Raw genomic sequence first — 17,716 nt, forward strand, 5'->3', positions numbered from 1 at the left:
GGTTCCCGTCGGGGGTACCGTTTTTCGTGTCGTTCGAGTGAAGGTACGGGCATGTCCATAGGTGTGGGAGTGCGAATCGGCACATTGGTGTCGACGGCTGTCGTTGCGTCGAACGATCCGGGTTCGGCCGATCCGGTGGTATTGGTTCGGGACACGATCCTCAATCAACGCAAGGACGGAACGACGGTGCTCGGTGGCACCGAGCAACTGGGTGCCGGCCGTGAGTTCGCCGAGAGCTGGTCGGGCTTTGTCGGTCGCGTCGGGGACCCGAGTGGCGTCGCGGGAACTGCCGATACTCGTTACCGCGCCGAGGATTTGGTGGCGACCTCGATTCGCTGTCTGTTGCAGGAATGCGAGCCGCTGCCCGATCGTGGTGGTCGAAGCGGGGGAGCGCCCGACATCGTCGCGACCTACCCGTCACGCTGGGACTCGTCGACAGCGGCCCTCATGCAGGATTCGCTGGTCTACGCGGGCCTCGAACGAGTCACACTCGTCTCGGATGCCGAGGCCGTGTCGGCGTGGTTCGAGTCGGAAATCGCGGCACTCGCCGGCACGCTCATCGGCATCTATCACGTGGACGACACCGGGGCAGCGGTCACCCTCGTGCGTTCTGGTGTCGCGGCCGGCCGTGCATTCGGCTTTGCCGGCGACGGGAGTTCGCCGAGTTCACGCCTCGCGACGGCTCTGGGTGCGTTCGGTTGGATGCCGGAGAACCTGGACGCCGTAGTCGTCACCGGTGACGGCGAACCGGCGACAGACAAAGCGGCCATGATGTCCATAGCGGCCGGGATTGCCGAAAAGCTCGGTGTCAGATGTGAACTCGGTCCCGGACCTGAGCAGTCGGCTGCGCTGGGAGCCGCAATTCTGGCTGCCGGATTCACCTCGACGTCGCACACTATCGTGCCGATCGGATTGCCGCCTTCACACGACGTGACCGAGGTGTTCGACACCCTGGGACGCGAGAAGGTGGCGGCAGAAACCGCTGCCGGGGTGGCGACCGCCGAGCCGGAAACTGCAGTTGTCGCAGGCGAATCGGAGTCGCGCGGTTCCAAGCGTGTGCTCATCGGCGTGACGGTTGTGGTGGTGCTCGCAGCACTGGCAGTGCTCGCGTATTTCCTGCTGCTTTGAGCAGGACAGCTATCTAATCGGTAACACCGTTACCCGGACCGACATTGCGGCTGTTTCTCGTCCGCAACTCTCGTACGTACTCGGCCGGCGCTCCGGCAATCTCGGCAGCGTCGGCCATCACACCGATGTAGCGGGCCGACGGCAGCCCGCCTTCGTACGCATCCATGACGTAGAGCCACGCAAGTACCGCGTCGCCGGCGGTGTCGACCCGCACGCGGATCTTGCGGTGCAGACCCAGTTCGGCACCTTCCCAGCGGTCCAGACTCACTTCGTCCTCTTCCGGGACGTCGTAGAGCACCACGAAAACACTGGAATCGGGATCTTCGACCACGGTGGCGAGAGCACCCTCCCAGCCGAGGTCCTCGCCGCTGAAGGTCAGGCGCCAGCCTCGCAGCCACCCTGTCCCGGACATGGGGGAGTGTGGGCAGCGCAACAACATCTGCTCGGGATGCATGTTGGAACCGTAGGCGGCATAAATCGACACGGGCGCAAGCCTAAACCGTGGTCCGAGGGTGTGGCGAAGCGGACCACCGGACGCAAGTAATCTGGTACAAGCACTGCGCGACACGTGGTGCTCGAATAGCGTGACACTGGTCGACGGGAGACCCCTGCCGGCCACGCGAGGACTTGGAGGACACATGACCCGGATCGTGATCATCGGTGGCGGACCCGCCGGCTACGAGGCGGCACTGGTAGCCGCGCAGCACGGGGCCACGGTCACCCTGGTCGATTCGGACGGCGTCGGCGGTGCGTGTGTGCTGTTCGACTGTGTCCCGTCGAAGACGTTCATCGCGTCCACCGGAATCCGCACCGACATGCGTCGTGCATCCGACCTCGGCATCACTCTGGATCCGGAGCAGGCTTCGGTGTCACTGCCGAAGATCCACTCCCGAGTCAAGAGTCTCGCGTTGTCCCAGTCCTCGGACATTCGCGCACGGTTGCAGACGGTAGGCGTCGAGGTTCTCTCCGGCACCGCCGAACTGACCGATCCACTCCTCGGTATGGCAGCACACCAGGTTCGCGCGACGCTCGGAAGCGGCGAGCAGAAGACCATCGACGCAGACGTCGTGTTGATCGCCACCGGCGCCAGCCCCCGCATCATCCCGGGAGCCGAGCCCGACGGTGAGCGAATCATGACGTGGCGCCAGCTCTACGACTTGGATGAGCTTCCCGAGCACCTGGTCGTGGTCGGTTCCGGTGTCACCGGTGCCGAGTTCGTCTCCGCGTACACCGAGATGGGCGTCAAGGTCACGCTCGTGTCCAGTCGCGACCGTGTTCTGCCCGGCGAGGATGCCGATGCGGCGCTCGTGCTCGAGGACGCCCTCGCCGAGCGCGGTGTCACCCTCGTCAAGCACGCCCGCGCGGACGCCGTCGAGCGCACCGAGAAGGGCATCGTCGTCAAGCTCTCCGACGGCCGCACGGTCGAAGGAAGCCACGCTCTGATGACCGTCGGTTCCGTCCCCAACACCAACGGTCTCGGCCTGGAGCGGGTCGGCATCGAGTTGGACAAGGGTGGATACCTGCGTGTCGACCGGGTCTCGCGCACCACGGTTTCCGGTATCTACGCCGCCGGTGACTGCACCGGACTGCTCCCGCTCGCGTCGGTGGCTGCGATGCAGGGACGTATCGCGATGTACCACGCACTGGGTGAAGGCGTCAGCCCGATCAAGTTGAAGACCGTCGCGTCGGCCGTCTTCACACGTCCCGAAATTGCAACGGTGGGTGTTTCGCAGGCGGCGATCGACAACGGAGAGGTGCCTGCGCGCACCGTCATGTTGCCGCTCAACACCAACCCGCGCGCCAAGATGTCCGGTTTGCGTCGCGGATTCGTGAAGATTTTCTGCCGCCCGGCTACCGGCGTGGTCATCGGCGGTGTTGTGGTCGCACCCACTGCTTCGGAATTGATCCTGCCGATCGCGATCGCCGTACAGAACAACCTGACGGTCAACGACCTGGCGCAGACGTTCTCGGTGTACCCGTCGCTGACCGGATCGATCACCGAGGCTGCTCGTCAGCTCATGCGTCACGACGACCTGGACTGACAACCGACCAGAGCCTTCTTACAGTGTGGGAACTCTGTTTCACATACTGAAGTATTGGTGGGATAGTCGAGATACCGACCGAATCAAGGGTCGGTATCTCGGCGCTCTCCCGCCCCGTTGACCCAGGACGGCTCAGGGTGTTTTTCCTCTGACCTTCATTCTGCGTGCCTGGGAGCTTCATATGACACACGCCGCGCTGTCTGCTCGTATGGACGGACTCCGTAGTTCTGCAATTCGCGATCTGCTCACCCTGACTGCCCGGCCCGACGTCATCAGCTTGGCCGGCGGACTGCCCGATCCCGATTTCATTCCGCGGGAGCGAATCTCGAAGGCAGCCCACGACGCACTCGGTGACCCCTCGTCCGTTCAATACGGCGAGACGTCAGGCCTGCGGCGCCTCCGTGAGGTGATCGCCGGGCGCGAATCATCCAAGATCGGGCGGACACTCGACGTGTCCGAAGTCGTGATCACCCACGGTTCTCAGCAAGGTTTGAGCTTGCTCGCGCAGGTCCTCCTCGACGCCGGTGACGTCGTGGTCGTGGAGGAACCGGCATATACCGGTGCGCTGCAGGTCTTTCGAACGGCGCAGGCCCGTCTCGTTCCCGTCCAGCTGGACGAGGACGGAATGGATACCGACGCGCTCGAGACGAAACTTGCCGCCGGTCTTCGGCCCAAAGTTGTTCACACCGTGAGCAATTTCCACAACCCGCGCGGCGCGGTGCTTTCGGCGCAGCGGCGAGCGCACTTGGCGGCACTGGCGGACCGATACGGGTTCTGGGTGCTCGAGGACGACCCGTACGGCGAACTGTACTTCGGCGAGAAATCGCCCGCACCGCTGGCGGCGTTGTCGGACAGGGTGATTCGGCTGTCCAGTGCTTCCAAAGTGTTGGCACCGGCGCTGCGCGTCGGCTGGCTGCACGGCGACCGAAAGGTCTGCGAGGCGGTCGAACTGATCAAGCAAGGCGCTGACCTGTGCGGGTCTTCGCTCACCCAGCAGATCGCCGCAGACCTCTTCTCCGACGTCGAATGGTTCGACGCGCATCTCGACGTGCTTCGAGCGGGGTACGGCGCGAGGGCGAAGGCGTTGGTCACGGCCGCCGAGACGGAATTGAGTGGGCGTGCACGCTTTTCCGAGGTCCGCGGCGGGATGTTCTGTTGGATGGATTTCGTCGACGATGTCGACACCACCGAACTCCTGGGTGCCGCGCTCGAGCATGGCGTGGCATTTGTCCCAGGTTCGGCCTTCGCGGTCGAAGCTGGCCTCGGTCGAAGCGCTCGACTGTGTTTCGCGACGTATCCCGAAGCCGTGCTGGTCGACGCCGTCGGCAGGCTCCGGGACAGTGTCACCGCAGGTACAGCCTGACTTTGTCGATAGTGTTGCGGAGCAGATCGATCTCCGTACCGGACGGTGGGGTGGTGACGGTGACGTGGTCGGCGACGGCCAGATCCCATCCCGTCGCCTCTCGCACCTGATCGACCGAGATGCCTTCGTGGACACTGGTCAGCTCCAACTCGCCGCCGGGGCCCTGGTGTGTCAGGACACCGAGGTTGGTGAACACCTTTGTCACTCCTGCACCTGCCGGCATGATGCCCTTTCCGCTGGCGTGGGCGCGGGCGGGGCTGGGTGAGGTGCAGAAGTCGAGCGCGGCCGGAAAGGAACTGAGGTCGTGGCGACGCATCACTACGAAGATCTCGGCCGCGTTCGCGATGATCTCGACGGCCCCGCCTGCTCCGGGCAGTCTGACCGTCGGGTTCTTCCAGTCACCGATGAAACTTGTGTTCAGGCTTCCCGTTCGATCGATTTGAGCGGCCCCGAGAAAACCGACGTCGACGTTGCCACCTTGCAGGACATAACCGAAGAGTGCGGCCATACTGAGCACGGATTCGGCGCCGGAGACCACGACGGAGTCGGCAATACCTTCGGCCATCGCCGACGGATGCGCGCCGCACACTCCGGATTCGTAGATCAGTTCTACGTCCGGATTCGACGTGTGGCGCGCGAGATCGACTGCGAGCGTGGGGAGCCCGACTCCGGCGAAGACCCGGCGCTTACCCGCCAACTCGCGTGCCGCGACGGCGACGATCGTTTCGGTGGAGGTGGTGTTACCGCTGACAATCGTGGTGGTCACAGTCTGCTCCCGTAGTCGACAGGTGTGGAGAGTTTTGATCCGACCTCGAGATCCGACCAGTAGTCGGCTCCGAGCTTGGCGAGATATTCGTCGTGATCGCCGAGTGTGTACACCCATTCGTCGAGCCAATTTCTCAGCAACGAAGGGTCTTTGGAAATCTCGGTCCAGCGTCGGTAGAAGCCGCAATCGCGGTCGTAGTATCCCTGTGCGTACGACGGGTGCGCGCCGCGCGGGCAGACGACAACCGCGTCGACGGCGTGCGAGGGAATCAGAGTTCGGCTCGGATCTGACCTGATGACCTCGTCGTCGACAAGCTCTTCCACAACGACGATCGCCTTCTTCGCGGCGTAAACGGCTTCTTGCTGCACCCCGGCGATGCCCCAGATCTGTGCGTTCCCGGACGTGTCCGCTCGCTGTGCGCCGATGATCGTCACATCCGGATTCAACGGCGGCACAACGTAGACGCTCCCGCCTCCGTACGGATCCTCGACGAGTCTCAGTTGTGGGTTGAGTGCGGGTAGATCACTACCGGCGTACGACCGCAGCGGGAAGAAGGGAAGTCTGGCCGCTCCCGCCTGATACCGGCACACCATGCCGTAATGGCTGTATTCCTCGACTTCGAGGGGGAGCGGGTCCTGGTTCTCGATGCGTCTGCGTAACTCGTACAGAGAACCTGCGGAGCCACTGGCGAAGAACGAGGCAACCAGCTTTCGGACGCAGCCGGCGGCGACGAGTTGATCGGAAACGATGTCCGGCGTCATCCGGCAGAGGGTGAGGTCCTTTCTGCCCTGCCGGATGATCTCGTGTGCCGCGGCAAAAGGAATGAGATGCGAAAATCCCTCCAGCGCAACGGTCATCTCGTCTTCGACGTATCGGCCGACGGCCTCTTTCATCGAGAGGGTCTTGTCCACGTCTGTACCTCTTCTTGTTCTTTCGCGCACTCGGTCGGTTTCGGAACTTGACATGTTCGGCCGGTGTGGCGCAACAATGTCGGGTGGAAATTCATCAGATCAACGCATTTCTCGCGGTGGCTGAGGAGCTACATTTCGGCCGTGCGGCGCAGCGGCTTCGGATTGCGCAACCGCCGCTGAGTCGAACGATCAGGCAATTCGAGAAACAGCTCGGTTCGCCGTTGTTCGATCGGAGCACTCGAACTGTGCGGCTCACTGCTGCCGGTGAAGCGCTGCTGCTTCCGGCGCGCGAGATTCTGGACGCGTGCCGGATGGCCGAGATCGCGGTGTCTGCGGCAGGCAAGGGAACGACAGGTCGCGTTCGCCTGGGTTTCGCGGGGACTTCTTCGCATCTGCTCGTCGGGCGGTGGGCGAAATTGGTGAGAAAGACCAATCCCGGTATCGAATTCGTGCTCGACAGTTCTGCTTTCGCGAACGAGGCGTTGTTGATGCTGCTCGATCGACGACTCGACATCGGGATGGTGCGGTGGACCGTACCGCCGCTCGGGATCACGTCGAGATTGATCGCCGAGGAGAACTTTCTGGTGGCCATGTCCAAAGACCACCCGTTGGCGTCGAGGGACTCGGTTCGGTTGATCGAATTGGAGTCCGAGAATTGGGTGACGCTTCCGGCGGAGCCAGGTTCGATTCTGCGGGAGTCTCTGCTCACTGCCTCGAAGAACGCAGGGTTCCTGGCTCGCATCGTGCAGACGGCACCGGATTCGATGTCGTTGATCGCGCTGGTGTCCGCGGAAATCGGATGCTCGTTGACCATTTCCTCGGTGGCCCAGAGCATCGTGAATCCTGATGTTGTCTTTGTTCCGGTCATGGACCCACCTCCTCCTCTTCAACTGCGTATCGCCTGGCGAGAGGGAGACGACAGACCTGCTCTTCTCGAAGTGTTGAAATTGTCCGAGCAGGCGCTGCCGTCCCTGGCCTAGACGGTTGCCCGACCGGTAGGAATCTCACCCGCTTCGGACTTCGGTGAGTTCGCAGTATTGACAAGAGTGTTTTCGAGTTCGAGTTCGTCGTAGTCCGCTTGTTCGGCCGTCGAGAGTTCGCCCGCGTTGTAGCCGGTACGTCGGAGCAGGAGCAGGGTGCAGATCAGCGAGACAAGGGCGTACAGCCCGGATACGATCGCGACCCCGACGATATTGCCTGACGTGTTGAGCATCCACTGCGCCAGTACGGGAGTTCCGCCGCCGACGACAAGGGAACACAATTGGTACGCCGTCGACAGACCGGTATAACGGATGTTGGCGGGGAAGGCACGAGCGAGAACGCCGGCGATGGCGCCGTAGAACATCGAGTGCGGGATCGTGGCCAGACACATCGCGACGACTGCGATGGTGAAGTTCCCGGTTCGGATCGCGAAGAACATGGCGGGCATGAGGACGAACTCCGGTATCACCATCAGGCACATGGCTTTTCGCATGTCGATCTTGGAGACCAGGACGGCACCGAAAGGTTGGACGATGAACTGCACGACGAGCGCGATCGCGATGGCGGCCAGGAAGGTTCCTCGATCGTATCCGAGTTCTTTTGTAGCCCAGGACAATGCGAAGGTGTTCTTGAAATAGGTGACCTGGGCGAGGGGAAGTGCGCCGGCGCCGAGGAGAACCAGTACCCAATGCTTGCGCAAGACTTCGGCGAGCGGAAGCTTGACGACCTTCTTGCGTGCGAGAACGGCCTTCATCTCGTCCGACTCTTCGAGTTTGAGGCGAATGATCATCCCGAGAATGACCAGCACCGCCGAGATGATGAACGGGATGCGCCATCCGTACAGGAGGAACGACGGCGTCGGCATCGAGGACAGAAGGAAGAACGCGATGGTGGCCAACAGATTTCCGGCGGGTGAGCCCTGTTGGGCGAACGCGGAGTAGAGGATGCTCTTGCCCTTCGGTGCATTTTCGCTGGCAATGAGCACTGCGCCGCCCCACTCGCCACCGACCGCGACTCCTTGGATGACGCGAAGGGTGACCAGACCGATCGGCGCCCAGATCCCGACCTGTGCGTAGGTGGGGAGGAGTCCGATGCCTACCGTGGCGACACCCATCATCATCAAGGTGATGACGAGAGTGTTCTTGCGTCCGATCCGGTCGCCGAGGTGTCCGAAGATGATCCCGCCGATCGGCCTGGCGAGGAAGCCTGCCCAGAGCGTGATGAAGGCGAGGAGAGTTCCGACTCCGTTCGGGAGAGTGTCGGAGAAGAAGATGTCGCCGAATACCAGGGCAGCGGCAGTGCCGTAGATGTAGAAGTCGTACCACTCGATAGTGGTTCCGATGAACGAAGCGATACCGGCTCTTCGCGCCTTGGCGTTGATCTCCTCGGAACTGCGAGTGGGTGAACTCATGCGTGGCGACCTTTCTCTGCAACATTCGGGGCGCCGAAACGTGGCGTGCCTGAATGAGATTCGCAGAGTGGTGTAGGTCACGTCCAATACCAACTTGGTCGCCTATTGATACCTCAGGAGTATCAATAGGCGACCATGATCAGCTCTTCCGGTATGGAAGGATCGGGGTGATTACTCGGACCAGTTGTACGTCCGCTCGACGGCCTTGTTCCACTCCGCGTACAGCCGTGACCTTTCGGACTCGTCCATCGCCGGTTCCCACGTCTTGCCGACGGCCCAGTTGTTGCGGATGTCTTCGGTATCGGCCCAATAACCGATGGCGAGGCCCGCTGCGTACGCAGCACCGAGAGCTGTCGTTTCGTTGACCACCGGACGGATGACGGGAACTCCGAGGATGTCCGACTGGAACTGCATCAGGGTTTCGTTGACCACCATGCCGCCGTCGACCTTCAGTGCGGACAGTTCGACTCCCGAATCCGCTCGCATGGCGTCGATGACCTCGCGGGTCTGGTATGCCGTCGCCTCGAGCGCTGCGCGGGCCAGGTGTCCCTTGTTGACGAAGCGCGTCAGACCGACGATGACACCCCGGGCATCCGGTCGCCACCGAGGTGCGAACAGCCCGGAGAACGCGGGCACGAAGTAGGCGCCGCCGTTGTCGTCGACACTTGCGGCGAGCGGCTCGATGTCCTTGGCGTTCTGAATGATTCCGAGATTGTCTCGAAGCCACTGGACCAAGGAACCCGTCACGGCGACGGAACCTTCGAGTGCGTACACGGCAGGGGCTTCGCCGAGTTTGTAGCAGACGGTCGTCAGTAGTCCGTGCTTGCTGTGCACCGGCTTCGTGCCAGTATTGAGAAGCATGAAATTGCCGGTGCCGTAGGTGTTCTTGGCTTCACCCTCGGAGAGGCAGGCCTGGCCGAATGTGGCTGCCTGCTGGTCACCGAGGATTCCGGCGACCGGCACACCGGCGAGATTGCCGCGTGGACGTCCTGTGCCGTAGACCTCTGAGGAACTACGGATTTCCGGGAGCATCGACATCGGGATTCCGAAGTCCGCACAGATCGATTCGTCCCACTGGAGGGTCTCGAGATCCATCAGCATCGTGCGTGACGCATTGGTGACATCTGTCACGTGGACGCCCTCGGTCAGGTTCCACACGATCCACGTGTCGACAGTGCCGAAGCACAATTCGCCGGCCTCCGCTTTTGCTTTCGCACCGTCGACGTTGTCGAGAATCCAGCGGATCTTCGGCCCGGCGAAGTAGGTCGAGAGTGGTAGTCCGGTCTTGTCTCGATACTTGTCCGGACCCTCGTCGCCGCCCAGTTCGACACACAGTTGATCCGTGCGCGTGTCCTGCCACACGATCGCGTTGTAGATCGGCTTACCCGTCGAACGTTCCCAAACGACGGTCGTCTCACGCTGATTCGTGATTCCGACGGCAGCGATGTCGGCCCGCGTGAGATCGACCTTCGCGAGAGCGCCGGCCACCACCTCCCGAGTGTTGATCCACAGCGCCACCGGATCGTGCTCGACCCAACCTGCTCGCGGGAAAATCTGCTCGTGTTCTTTCTGCGCAACGCTCACCACGGCGCCGTCGTGATCGAAGATCATGCAGCGGCTCGACGTCGTGCCTTGGTCGATGGCGGCGATGTATTGATTCACTGTGCTCCTAGGTTCGGGCGTGTTCGCAGTAATCCGTGCGCTGTCGCAGTATGTGGATCAAGCTACTAGCCTGTAAACGGATTCGTCGTCGACTTACAGGAGACCGGGTTGAGTAAGCAGCAAGGTGCGAAGTTTCTCGGCCCGCAGCAGCGCGAAGCTGCTTGGGAACAACTTCAGACCGAGCAATTCGACGTCGTCGTTGTCGGCGGTGGTGTCGTCGGTGTCGGAGCGGCCCTCGATGCGGCCACCCGCGGGCTGAAGGTTGCGTTGGTCGAGGCCCGTGACTACGCATCCGGTACGTCCAGTCGCTCGTCGAAGATGTTCCACGGCGGTCTCCGCTATCTCGAGCAACTAGAATTCGGCCTCGTTCGTGAGGCGTTGCGTGAGCGCGAACTCTCGCTGACCACGCTCGCTCCGCACCTGGTCAAGCCGCTGAAGTTTCTGTTCCCCTTGGCTCACCGAGTGTGGGAACGCCCGTACATGGCCGCGGGAATCTTCCTCTACGACCGGATGGGCGGCGCCAAATCGGTCCCCTCCCAGAAACACTTGACGCGGGCGGGCGCACTGCGCATGTCGCCGAGCCTCAAGCGCAGTTCACTGACCGGTGGCATCCAGTACTACGACACCGTCGTCGACGACGCTCGGCACACCATGACCGTTGCACGGACCGCCGCCCACTACGGCGCGGTCGTCCGAACGTCGACGCAGGTCGTGGGATTTCTGCGTGAAGCGGACCGGGTCTCGGGAGTTCGTGTTCGCGACTGCGAAGACGGCCGTACCGCGGAGGTCAAGGGTCACGTCGTCATCAATGCAACCGGTGTCTGGACGGACGAAATCCAGGCCCTCTCACGTCAGCGCGGACGGTTCCGGGTGCGAGCGTCGAAGGGCGTACACATCGTCGTCCCGCGCGATCGCATCGTCAGTGAAGCCGCCATCATCCTGCGTACCGAGAAATCGGTGCTGTTCGTCATTCCGTGGGGCAGTCACTGGATCATCGGCACCACGGACACCGACTGGAACTTGGATCTCGCTCACCCAGCGGCAACCAAAGCAGATATCGACTACATCCTCGGCCACGTGAACTCCGTTCTGGTCACGCCGCTGACGCACGCCGACATCGACGGTGTGTACGCAGGCCTGCGTCCGCTGCTTGCCGGTGAGAGCGACGAGACGTCGAAGCTCTCGCGCGAGCACGCCGTTGCCCGTGTGGCTCCAGGCCTGGTCGCCATCGCCGGTGGAAAGTACACGACGTATCGGGTCATGGCGGAAGACGCCGTCGATGTCGCAGCAGAAGACATTCCGGCGCGAGTGGCGTCGTCGATCACGGAGAAGGTGCCGCTCGTCGGCGCCGACGGATACTTCGCGTTGATCAATCAGACTGTGCAACTGGGCGAGCAGTACGGCTTGCATCCGTATCGCGTCAAGCACTTGCTCGACCGCTACGGTTCACTCATCACGGAGGTCCTCGAACTCGGCCGACAGACGCCGGAGTTGTTGCAGCCCATCACAGATGCCCCCGATTACCTTCAGGTCGAGGCTGTGTACGCCGCCGCGGCGGAGGGTGCATTGCACCTCGACGACATCCTGGCTCGCCGCATGCGCATCGCAATCGAGTACCCGCATCGTGGTGTCAACTGTGCGCAACAGGTTGCCGGATTGGTTGCTCCGATTCTCGGTTGGGATCCCGCCACCGTCGAGCGCGAGGTCGACACGTACCGAGCGCGCGTCGAAGCGGAGATCGAGTCGCAGACCCAGCCGGACGACGAGTCGGCCGACGCCTTGCGCGCCGCAGCGCCGGAGTCTCGGGCCGAGATCCTCGAACCCGTCGTCGTGGTGCCGGATCGGGTCTGAGTCGCCCGTCGTTTGTTCTCGGTCTGTCGCGGGTAGGCGGATGTCGAATCACCACCCGTGTCAGCACAGACCGGTCGAGCGTCGCCCAGGAGGATCCCAATGTTCGGTAGTCGGTCGAGATCTGCTGAGGAACACATAGCCACTGCTTATCTGGTCACTCACCTGTGCGGAGCGATGGTAGGGCTGCAACTCTCGCGGTCACTCTCGGACTCGTACGGCGCGTGGGCCGACGGTGAGCTGGACTCGTTGCCGGGTGAGCTCGAGTACGAGATCGAGCAGCTGCTGCAACTGATCGAGGACACCCAGGGCATATCTCTGCCGCGGTACTCCAAGATCGACGCGACGGTCAATCGGATCAGGCGCCTCGTCCATGTCGACGCCATCTGGCGCAACCGTCTCGTGAAGCTGGCAACTCTCGAGATCATGCGGACCGCTCTGTGCGGCAAGAGTGCGATGTGGGAGGTCCTGAGAGACATTCCGGCCGGGGAGACGGAGGAGCAGTACCGCGAGCTCAACGACCTGGTGTCCAAGCAGATCACCACCGTCACGGCTCTGCATCACCGCGCGGCTACGGAAGCTTTTCAGGGGACGGACGGGCGGGAATCGGCGAGCGGCGGCGACCCCATCCGCTCGAGTAAGTAAGGTTTGTACCGTTCGGTGAAGAATTCGATGAACGGTAGACCCCGAGGTGTATGGAGATGGCTGAGCGCGACCAAGCACTGACAGAACCCACGGCAGTGTTCGCGGCGTTGGCGGAGATCCTCTACTCCGCCGCAGACAGCGCCGAGGTGTACTCCGCGATCTGTTCGGCGGCTGTCGAGTTGATTCCCGGTTGCGATCACGCAAGCCTGATGCTGCGACGGGGAAACACCAACGTCACGGTAGCGGCAAGCGATGAGATCGCCGAGCATGCAGACGATCTCGAACGTGCGACTGGTGAGGGGCCGTGCATCGACGCCCTCGACACGGAGGCGCCGCAGCTCGAGTCAGATCTTCGCACTCCGAATCAGTGGCCCGAGTTCGCTCGGAAAGTCGTGGCAGAGACACCCATTCGTGGCTCGATGGGGTTCCGACTGATGGTCGATCGTCAGAAGTTCGGTGCCCTCAACCTCTTCTCCGACACTCCGGGAGCATTCACGGAAACTGTTGCCGACCACGCGATCATGTTGGCATCGTTTGCATCCGTGGCCGTCACCGCGCTGAACCGAGGAGAGGATGCCGACTCGCTGCGGCGCGGCCTGGCGAGCAGTCGCGAAATCGGTCAGGCCGTCGGTCTGCTGATGGCTCTGCATCGGGTGTCCGACGACGAGGCCTTCGACATTCTGGTGCGAACCTCGCAGAACATGAACGTCAAGATCGCCGAGTTGGCGCGCAAGGTCATCGTCCAGCATCGTTCGACTCTGGACTGAGCGCTTCGTTCGCCCCGGGCGAGCCGAGGAGTTGAGATCGCTTGAGATCCACCGTCTCTCGAAGTGCCGTCACCACCGCTGCGACTTCCGGTCGGCGCAAGGATTCAGAACGAGCCACCAACCAGTACGAAAGTCTGACTTCGATGTGAGCCGGCAGCACGCGAATCAGATCGTCGTGCTGCTCGGCCATGAAGCAGGGGAGCAAGCCGATGCCGGCACCCGCGCGCGTTGCCTCGATGTGGACGAACACGTTGGTGGACGTGACGGCCTCGCGCATGGAAACCGTGAGCTTGCGAGCCAGATCGAGTTCGTCGACCTGCAGCATCGAGTCGATGAAATACACGAGCGAGTGTTCGGCCAGCTCTTCGGCACTTTCGGGAACAGCATTCTGACGTAGATACTCTCGGGAGGCGTACAAACCCAGCGCGTAGTCGGCCAGATGGACGGCCTCGGCGCGGTGAACTTGAGGTTTGCCGACAACAACCTCGATGTCGAGCCCCGAGCGTATCTGCGACGCCTTTCTGGTCGCGACGACTATCTCCACGCTCACGCGAGGATGGCGTCTGCGAACCGCTGCGCCGGCGGGGGCCGCGATGTATGCGCTGAAGCCGTCGGTGGCCGAGACCCGCACGACGCCGTCGAGTTGCTGCTGACCGGTGGAGTCGAGTGCCAGTTCGTTCACCGCGGCCTCGATGCGCTCGGCCGCGCTGAGGGCTTGTCTGCCCAGGTCGGTCAACTCCCAGCCGCCGGACGAGCGGACCAGTACACGGCCGCCGAGGCTCTTCTCGAGCAAGGCGATGCGGCGCGAAATGGTGGTGTGGTTGAGGCCCAGGTCGTCGGCGGCGGTGTTGAAGCGGCCGGTGCGACCGACCGCGAGAAGCACCAGTAGGTCGTCCGGGCTCAGTCCGAGTGTCATATCTGCATTTTTGCACCTGTATGGTGCGAGATTTGTCATTGTCGTGCCAAGAATCTGCACCGATACTCATCGAGTCACAAAAAATGTGCGAGCGGTCACATTCCTGATCGTGAAGAGCAGGCGAATCGCGAACTGAAGACGAGGGAGTCCACGATGAGCGTCGACAACATGCCGAAACCCGAGAGCCAAGCCCCACCATCGGGGCTGAAGAAGGTGGTCGGCGCCTCGATGGCGGGCACCGTGGTCGAGTGGTACGAGTTCTTTCTGTACGGCACGGCGGCCACGCTGGTCTTCAGCAAAGTCTTCTTTCCTGGCGGCGGCAACGAGCTGGATGCGATCATCGCGGCTTTCATCACCTACGCCGTCGGATTCGCCGCCCGGCCACTCGGCGGAATCGTCTTCGGATATTTCGGAGACAAGTTCGGCCGGAAGCAGTTGTTGCAGTTCAGTTTGCTGCTGGTCGGTGCCGCGACCTTCCTGATGGGCTGCCTACCGACCTACGGTCAGATCGGCTACTGGGCGCCGGCACTGCTGGTCACGCTGCGCTTCATCCAAGGATTTGCTGTCGGCGGCGAATGGGGTGGGGCCGTACTCCTTGTCGCCGAGCACAGCCCGAATCGATCTCGCGGGTTCTGGTCGTCCTGGCCTCAGGCCGGCGTGCCGATGGGCAACCTGGTGGCCACTGTCGTGCTGTTGATCCTGACGTCGACGCTCTCGGACGAATCCTTCATGAGTTGGGGCTGGCGCGTTGCCTTCTGGCTCTCCGCGGTGATCGTTCTGGTCGGGTACTACGTTCGGACCAAGGTCACCGACGCTCCCATTTTCATTGCGGCGCAGAAGGAAGCAGAACTGGTCAAGGCAACCTCGTACAGCGTTTTCGAGGTGGTCAAGCGTTACCCGCGCGGAGTGTTGACCGCGATGGGCCTGCGTTTCGCCGAAAACGTCATGTACTACCTCGTGGTGACCTTCTCGATCACCTACCTCAAGGTCGTCGTTCATGCGGACACAGCGCACATCCTCTGGTGGATGCTGATGGCACATGCCGTGCACTTCGCAGTGATTCCGTTGGTGGGCAAACTGTCCGACACGATCGGTCGACGCCCGGTGTACATGATCGGCGCCGTCACCGCCGGAACATGGGGATTCTTCGCCTTTCCGATGATGAACAGCGGGCACAATGCAGTCATCTTGTCGGCAATCATCATCGGGCTTGTGTTCCACGCGTTCATGTACGCCGGCCAACCCGCGATCATGGCCGAGATGTTCCCGACCCGGATGCGCTATTCCGGTGTCTCCCTGGGATATCAGGTCACGTCGATCGTGGCAGGTTCACTGGCTCCGATCATCGCGACCGGACTGCTGAGCAAGTTCGACTCCTCGGTCCCCATCGCGATCTATCTCCTGTTGGCATCCCTGGTCACCATCGTCGCAGTCGTTTTCGCGCGGGAGACCAAGGGAATCTCGCTCGAGTCCGTCGATGCCGCCGACGCACGAGTGCTCGCCGACGAGCGGGCCGGTGTTTCCGCATGACGCTCTCCGGCAAAACGGCACTGGTCACCGGTGGTGCCAGCGGTATCGGCGAGGCGTGTGCTCGACTCCTTGCCGCCCGCGGCGCCCACGTCACCGTCGCTGATCTCGACGACGTCGCCGCGAAGGCGCTGGCCGACGAGATCGACGGCACTGCGTGGGCCGTCGATCTCCTCGACACCGACCAACTCGTGGATCTGGCACTCGAGACGGACGTACTTGTCAACAACGCCGGCATTCAACGGGTCAGTCCCATCGAGGATTTCGACGTCGAGGACTTCCGGAAGATTCAACGCCTCATGGTCGAAGCGCCGTTCCTCCTGGTCAGAGCGGCCCTGCCGTACATGTACCGCAAAGGATTCGGGCGCATCGTCAACATTTCCTCGGTCCACGGGCTCCGCGCTTCGGCATTCAAGAGTGCGTACGTCACGGCAAAGCACGGACTCGAAGGCCTGTCGAAAGTTGTTGCGCTCGAGGGTGCCCCACTCGGTGTCACCAGTAACTGTGTCAATCCGGGCTACGTCCTGACACCACTCGTGCGATCCCAGATCTCCGACCAGGCAAAGGTTCACGGAATTAGTGAATCCGAGGTTGTCGAGAAGGTGATGCTCACTGAGAGCGCGATCAAACGGATGGTCGAGCCCACAGAAGTGGCATCGCTGGTGGGGTGGCTGGCATCGACCGAGGCGTCGATGGTGACGGGGGCTTCGTACACCATCGACGGCGGGTGGAGCGCCAGCTAGATCACTGGGGCTGCTGTGTTGTTCAAGCTGCCGGGTTCAGGCTTCGGGAATCTCGATTCCGAACTTCTCGCGGGTGATGACCTCGGGTTCGGGACCGCCGCGAACTCCGGTGTCGAGTGCGTCGATTGCGGAGAGTTCTTCGGCGGTGAGTTCGAAGTCGAACACGTCGAAGTTCTCCGCGATCCGCGAGGGAGTCACCGACTTGGGGATCACCTGGCGGCCCTGCTGGAGGTGCCAGCGCAGCATCACCTGTGCAGGCGACTTGCCGTGCGCGGTCGCGATGGCGCCGATGGTGGCGTCCTCGAGGGTCGAGCCGTGGGAGCCGTCGCGGTAGAACGTGATTCCGCCGATCGGTGACCAGGCCTGAGACAGAATCCCGTGATCGGCGTCGGCCTCGAGCAAAGTCGACTGCCTGAAGTACGGATGAACCTCGATCTGGTTGACCGCCGGCACCACGGACGTTGCGTCCAGGAGTCGGGTGAGGTGATCCGGCATGAAGTTACTGACTCCGATGGCGCGGACCTTGCCGTCGGCCAGAAGCGTTTCCAACGCCCTGTACGCGTCGATCGTGCGCTCGAACTCGCTCGGCAACGCCTGATGGAGGATCAGAAGGTCAAGTTGTTCGACACCGAGTTTGCCTGCGCTCTTGTCGAAGGCATGCAGAGTCTCGTCGTATCCGTAGTCGGTGATCCAGACCTTCGACTCGACGAAGATGTCCGCACGATCGAGTCCGGATCGCCGGATCGCCTCACCGACGCCCTTCTCGTTGCCGTAGGCCGCGGCAGTGTCGATATGGCGATAACCCGTCGACAGCGCGGACTCGACGGCGGCGAGTGTTTCGTCCGGCGGCGTCTGGTACACGCCGAAGCCAAGCGCTGGGATGTCGACGCCGTTGTTCAGTTTCAGACTCGGGATGCTCATGTCGTCCACGGTAGCGGCGGCCGGGGGTTCGGCGGGAGTGACTGCTCAGCCGGGTAACGGCAGTACCTCCCTCGACCGGCAGTAC

General features: G+C 62.4%; 16 protein-coding genes. 9 read left to right on the top strand and 7 right to left on the bottom strand.

Going from position 1 to position 17,716, the window contains the following annotated elements; genetic code table 11:
* Positions 1 to 51: 51 nt before the first annotated feature.
* Positions 52 to 1,128 carry a hypothetical protein gene (locus YH3_RS12155; protein ID WP_030535059.1) on the top strand — a complete coding sequence of 359 codons (1,077 nt, stop codon included), beginning with the start codon at positions 52 to 54 and terminating at the stop codon, positions 1,126 to 1,128.
* A gap of 13 nt (positions 1,129 to 1,141) precedes the next feature.
* On the opposite strand, the gene YH3_RS12160 is transcribed toward YH3_RS12155, so the two are convergent.
* A complete protein-coding gene (locus tag YH3_RS12160) occupies positions 1,142 to 1,612 on the bottom strand; it encodes a gamma-glutamylcyclotransferase (protein WP_003940753.1) in 471 nt (156 codons plus the stop codon).
* 154 nt (positions 1,613 to 1,766) lie between these two features.
* Here YH3_RS12160 and YH3_RS12165 point away from each other — a divergent pair, with 154 nt between their 5' ends.
* Positions 1,767 to 3,170, top strand: coding sequence for an NAD(P)H-quinone dehydrogenase (locus YH3_RS12165; protein WP_003940987.1), 1,404 nt, complete (start codon positions 1,767 to 1,769; stop codon positions 3,168 to 3,170).
* Between the two features lie 181 nt (positions 3,171 to 3,351).
* Complete coding sequence (locus tag YH3_RS12170; protein WP_064443407.1) at positions 3,352 to 4,533, top strand: PLP-dependent aminotransferase family protein; 1,182 nt, start codon at positions 3,352 to 3,354, stop codon at positions 4,531 to 4,533.
* Here YH3_RS12170 and YH3_RS12175 read toward each other — a convergent pair.
* Together YH3_RS12175 and YH3_RS12180 are read right to left on the bottom strand one after the other, a co-directional pair.
* Positions 4,514 to 5,299 carry a 3-oxoadipate--succinyl-CoA transferase subunit B gene (locus YH3_RS12175; protein WP_003940707.1) on the bottom strand — a complete coding sequence of 262 codons (786 nt, stop codon included), beginning with the start codon at positions 5,297 to 5,299 and terminating at the stop codon, positions 4,514 to 4,516. The genes YH3_RS12170 and YH3_RS12175 overlap by 20 nt on opposite strands.
* Positions 5,296 to 6,210: a CoA transferase subunit A gene (locus YH3_RS12180; RefSeq protein ID WP_238592560.1), complete on the bottom strand. Its 915-nt coding sequence runs from the start codon at positions 6,208 to 6,210 to the stop codon at positions 5,296 to 5,298. The genes YH3_RS12175 and YH3_RS12180 overlap by 4 nt, the downstream gene beginning before the upstream one ends.
* Before the next feature lie 83 nt (positions 6,211 to 6,293).
* Here YH3_RS12180 and YH3_RS12185 point away from each other — a divergent pair, with 83 nt between their 5' ends.
* Positions 6,294 to 7,190, top strand: coding sequence for a LysR substrate-binding domain-containing protein (locus YH3_RS12185; RefSeq protein WP_030535055.1), 897 nt, complete (start codon positions 6,294 to 6,296; stop codon positions 7,188 to 7,190).
* Here YH3_RS12185 and YH3_RS12190 read toward each other — a convergent pair.
* Together YH3_RS12190 and glpK are read right to left on the bottom strand one after the other, a co-directional pair.
* Positions 7,187 to 8,602: an MFS transporter gene (locus YH3_RS12190; protein ID WP_064443409.1), complete on the bottom strand. Its 1,416-nt coding sequence runs from the start codon at positions 8,600 to 8,602 to the stop codon at positions 7,187 to 7,189. The two genes, YH3_RS12185 and YH3_RS12190, sit on opposite strands and share 4 nt — an antisense overlap.
* Before the next feature lie 171 nt (positions 8,603 to 8,773).
* Positions 8,774 to 10,264, bottom strand: a complete 1,491-nt coding sequence (gene glpK, locus YH3_RS12195) for a glycerol kinase GlpK (protein WP_007727296.1) — start codon at positions 10,262 to 10,264, stop codon at positions 8,774 to 8,776.
* 108 nt (positions 10,265 to 10,372) lie between these two features.
* Between glpK and YH3_RS12200 the strand changes: the two genes are divergently transcribed.
* From YH3_RS12200 to YH3_RS12210, 3 genes are all read left to right on the top strand, one after another.
* Complete coding sequence (locus tag YH3_RS12200) at positions 10,373 to 12,115, top strand: glycerol-3-phosphate dehydrogenase/oxidase (protein WP_064443410.1); 1,743 nt, start codon at positions 10,373 to 10,375, stop codon at positions 12,113 to 12,115.
* 174 nt (positions 12,116 to 12,289) lie between these two features.
* Positions 12,290 to 12,757 (top strand): hypothetical protein, encoded by a 468-nt coding sequence (locus YH3_RS12205; RefSeq protein ID WP_228232568.1) that lies wholly within the window; start codon positions 12,290 to 12,292, stop codon positions 12,755 to 12,757.
* Positions 12,758 to 12,807: 50 nt separating this feature from the next.
* Positions 12,808 to 13,524, top strand: coding sequence for a GAF and ANTAR domain-containing protein (locus YH3_RS12210; protein WP_003940742.1), 717 nt, complete (start codon positions 12,808 to 12,810; stop codon positions 13,522 to 13,524).
* Here the strand turns inward: YH3_RS12210 and YH3_RS12215 are convergent.
* Positions 13,493 to 14,440, bottom strand: a complete 948-nt coding sequence (locus YH3_RS12215; RefSeq protein ID WP_064443411.1) for a LysR family transcriptional regulator — start codon at positions 14,438 to 14,440, stop codon at positions 13,493 to 13,495. The two genes, YH3_RS12210 and YH3_RS12215, sit on opposite strands and share 32 nt — an antisense overlap.
* Before the next feature lie 153 nt (positions 14,441 to 14,593).
* On the opposite strand from YH3_RS12215, the gene YH3_RS12220 reads away from it, so the two are divergent.
* Entirely contained in the window at positions 14,594 to 15,970 is a 1,377-nt protein-coding gene (locus YH3_RS12220; protein ID WP_003940819.1) for an MFS transporter, read from the top strand.
* The gene (locus YH3_RS12225) at positions 15,967 to 16,710 is read left to right on the top strand and encodes a 3-hydroxybutyrate dehydrogenase (protein ID WP_064443412.1); all 744 of its coding nucleotides are present in this window, start codon (positions 15,967 to 15,969) and stop codon (positions 16,708 to 16,710) included. Before YH3_RS12220 ends, YH3_RS12225 begins: the two co-directional genes overlap by 4 nt.
* A 36-nt stretch (positions 16,711 to 16,746) precedes the next feature.
* Here the strand turns inward: YH3_RS12225 and YH3_RS12230 are convergent, their stop codons facing one another.
* Positions 16,747 to 17,631: an aldo/keto reductase gene (locus tag YH3_RS12230; RefSeq protein WP_058226546.1), complete on the bottom strand. Its 885-nt coding sequence runs from the start codon at positions 17,629 to 17,631 to the stop codon at positions 16,747 to 16,749.
* Positions 17,632 to 17,716 lie beyond the last annotated feature (85 nt).

The sequence above is a fragment of the Rhodococcus sp. YH3-3 genome (assembly GCF_001653035.1).
Taxonomy (GTDB): Bacteria; Actinomycetota; Actinomycetes; order Mycobacteriales; family Mycobacteriaceae; genus Rhodococcus_F; species Rhodococcus_F qingshengii.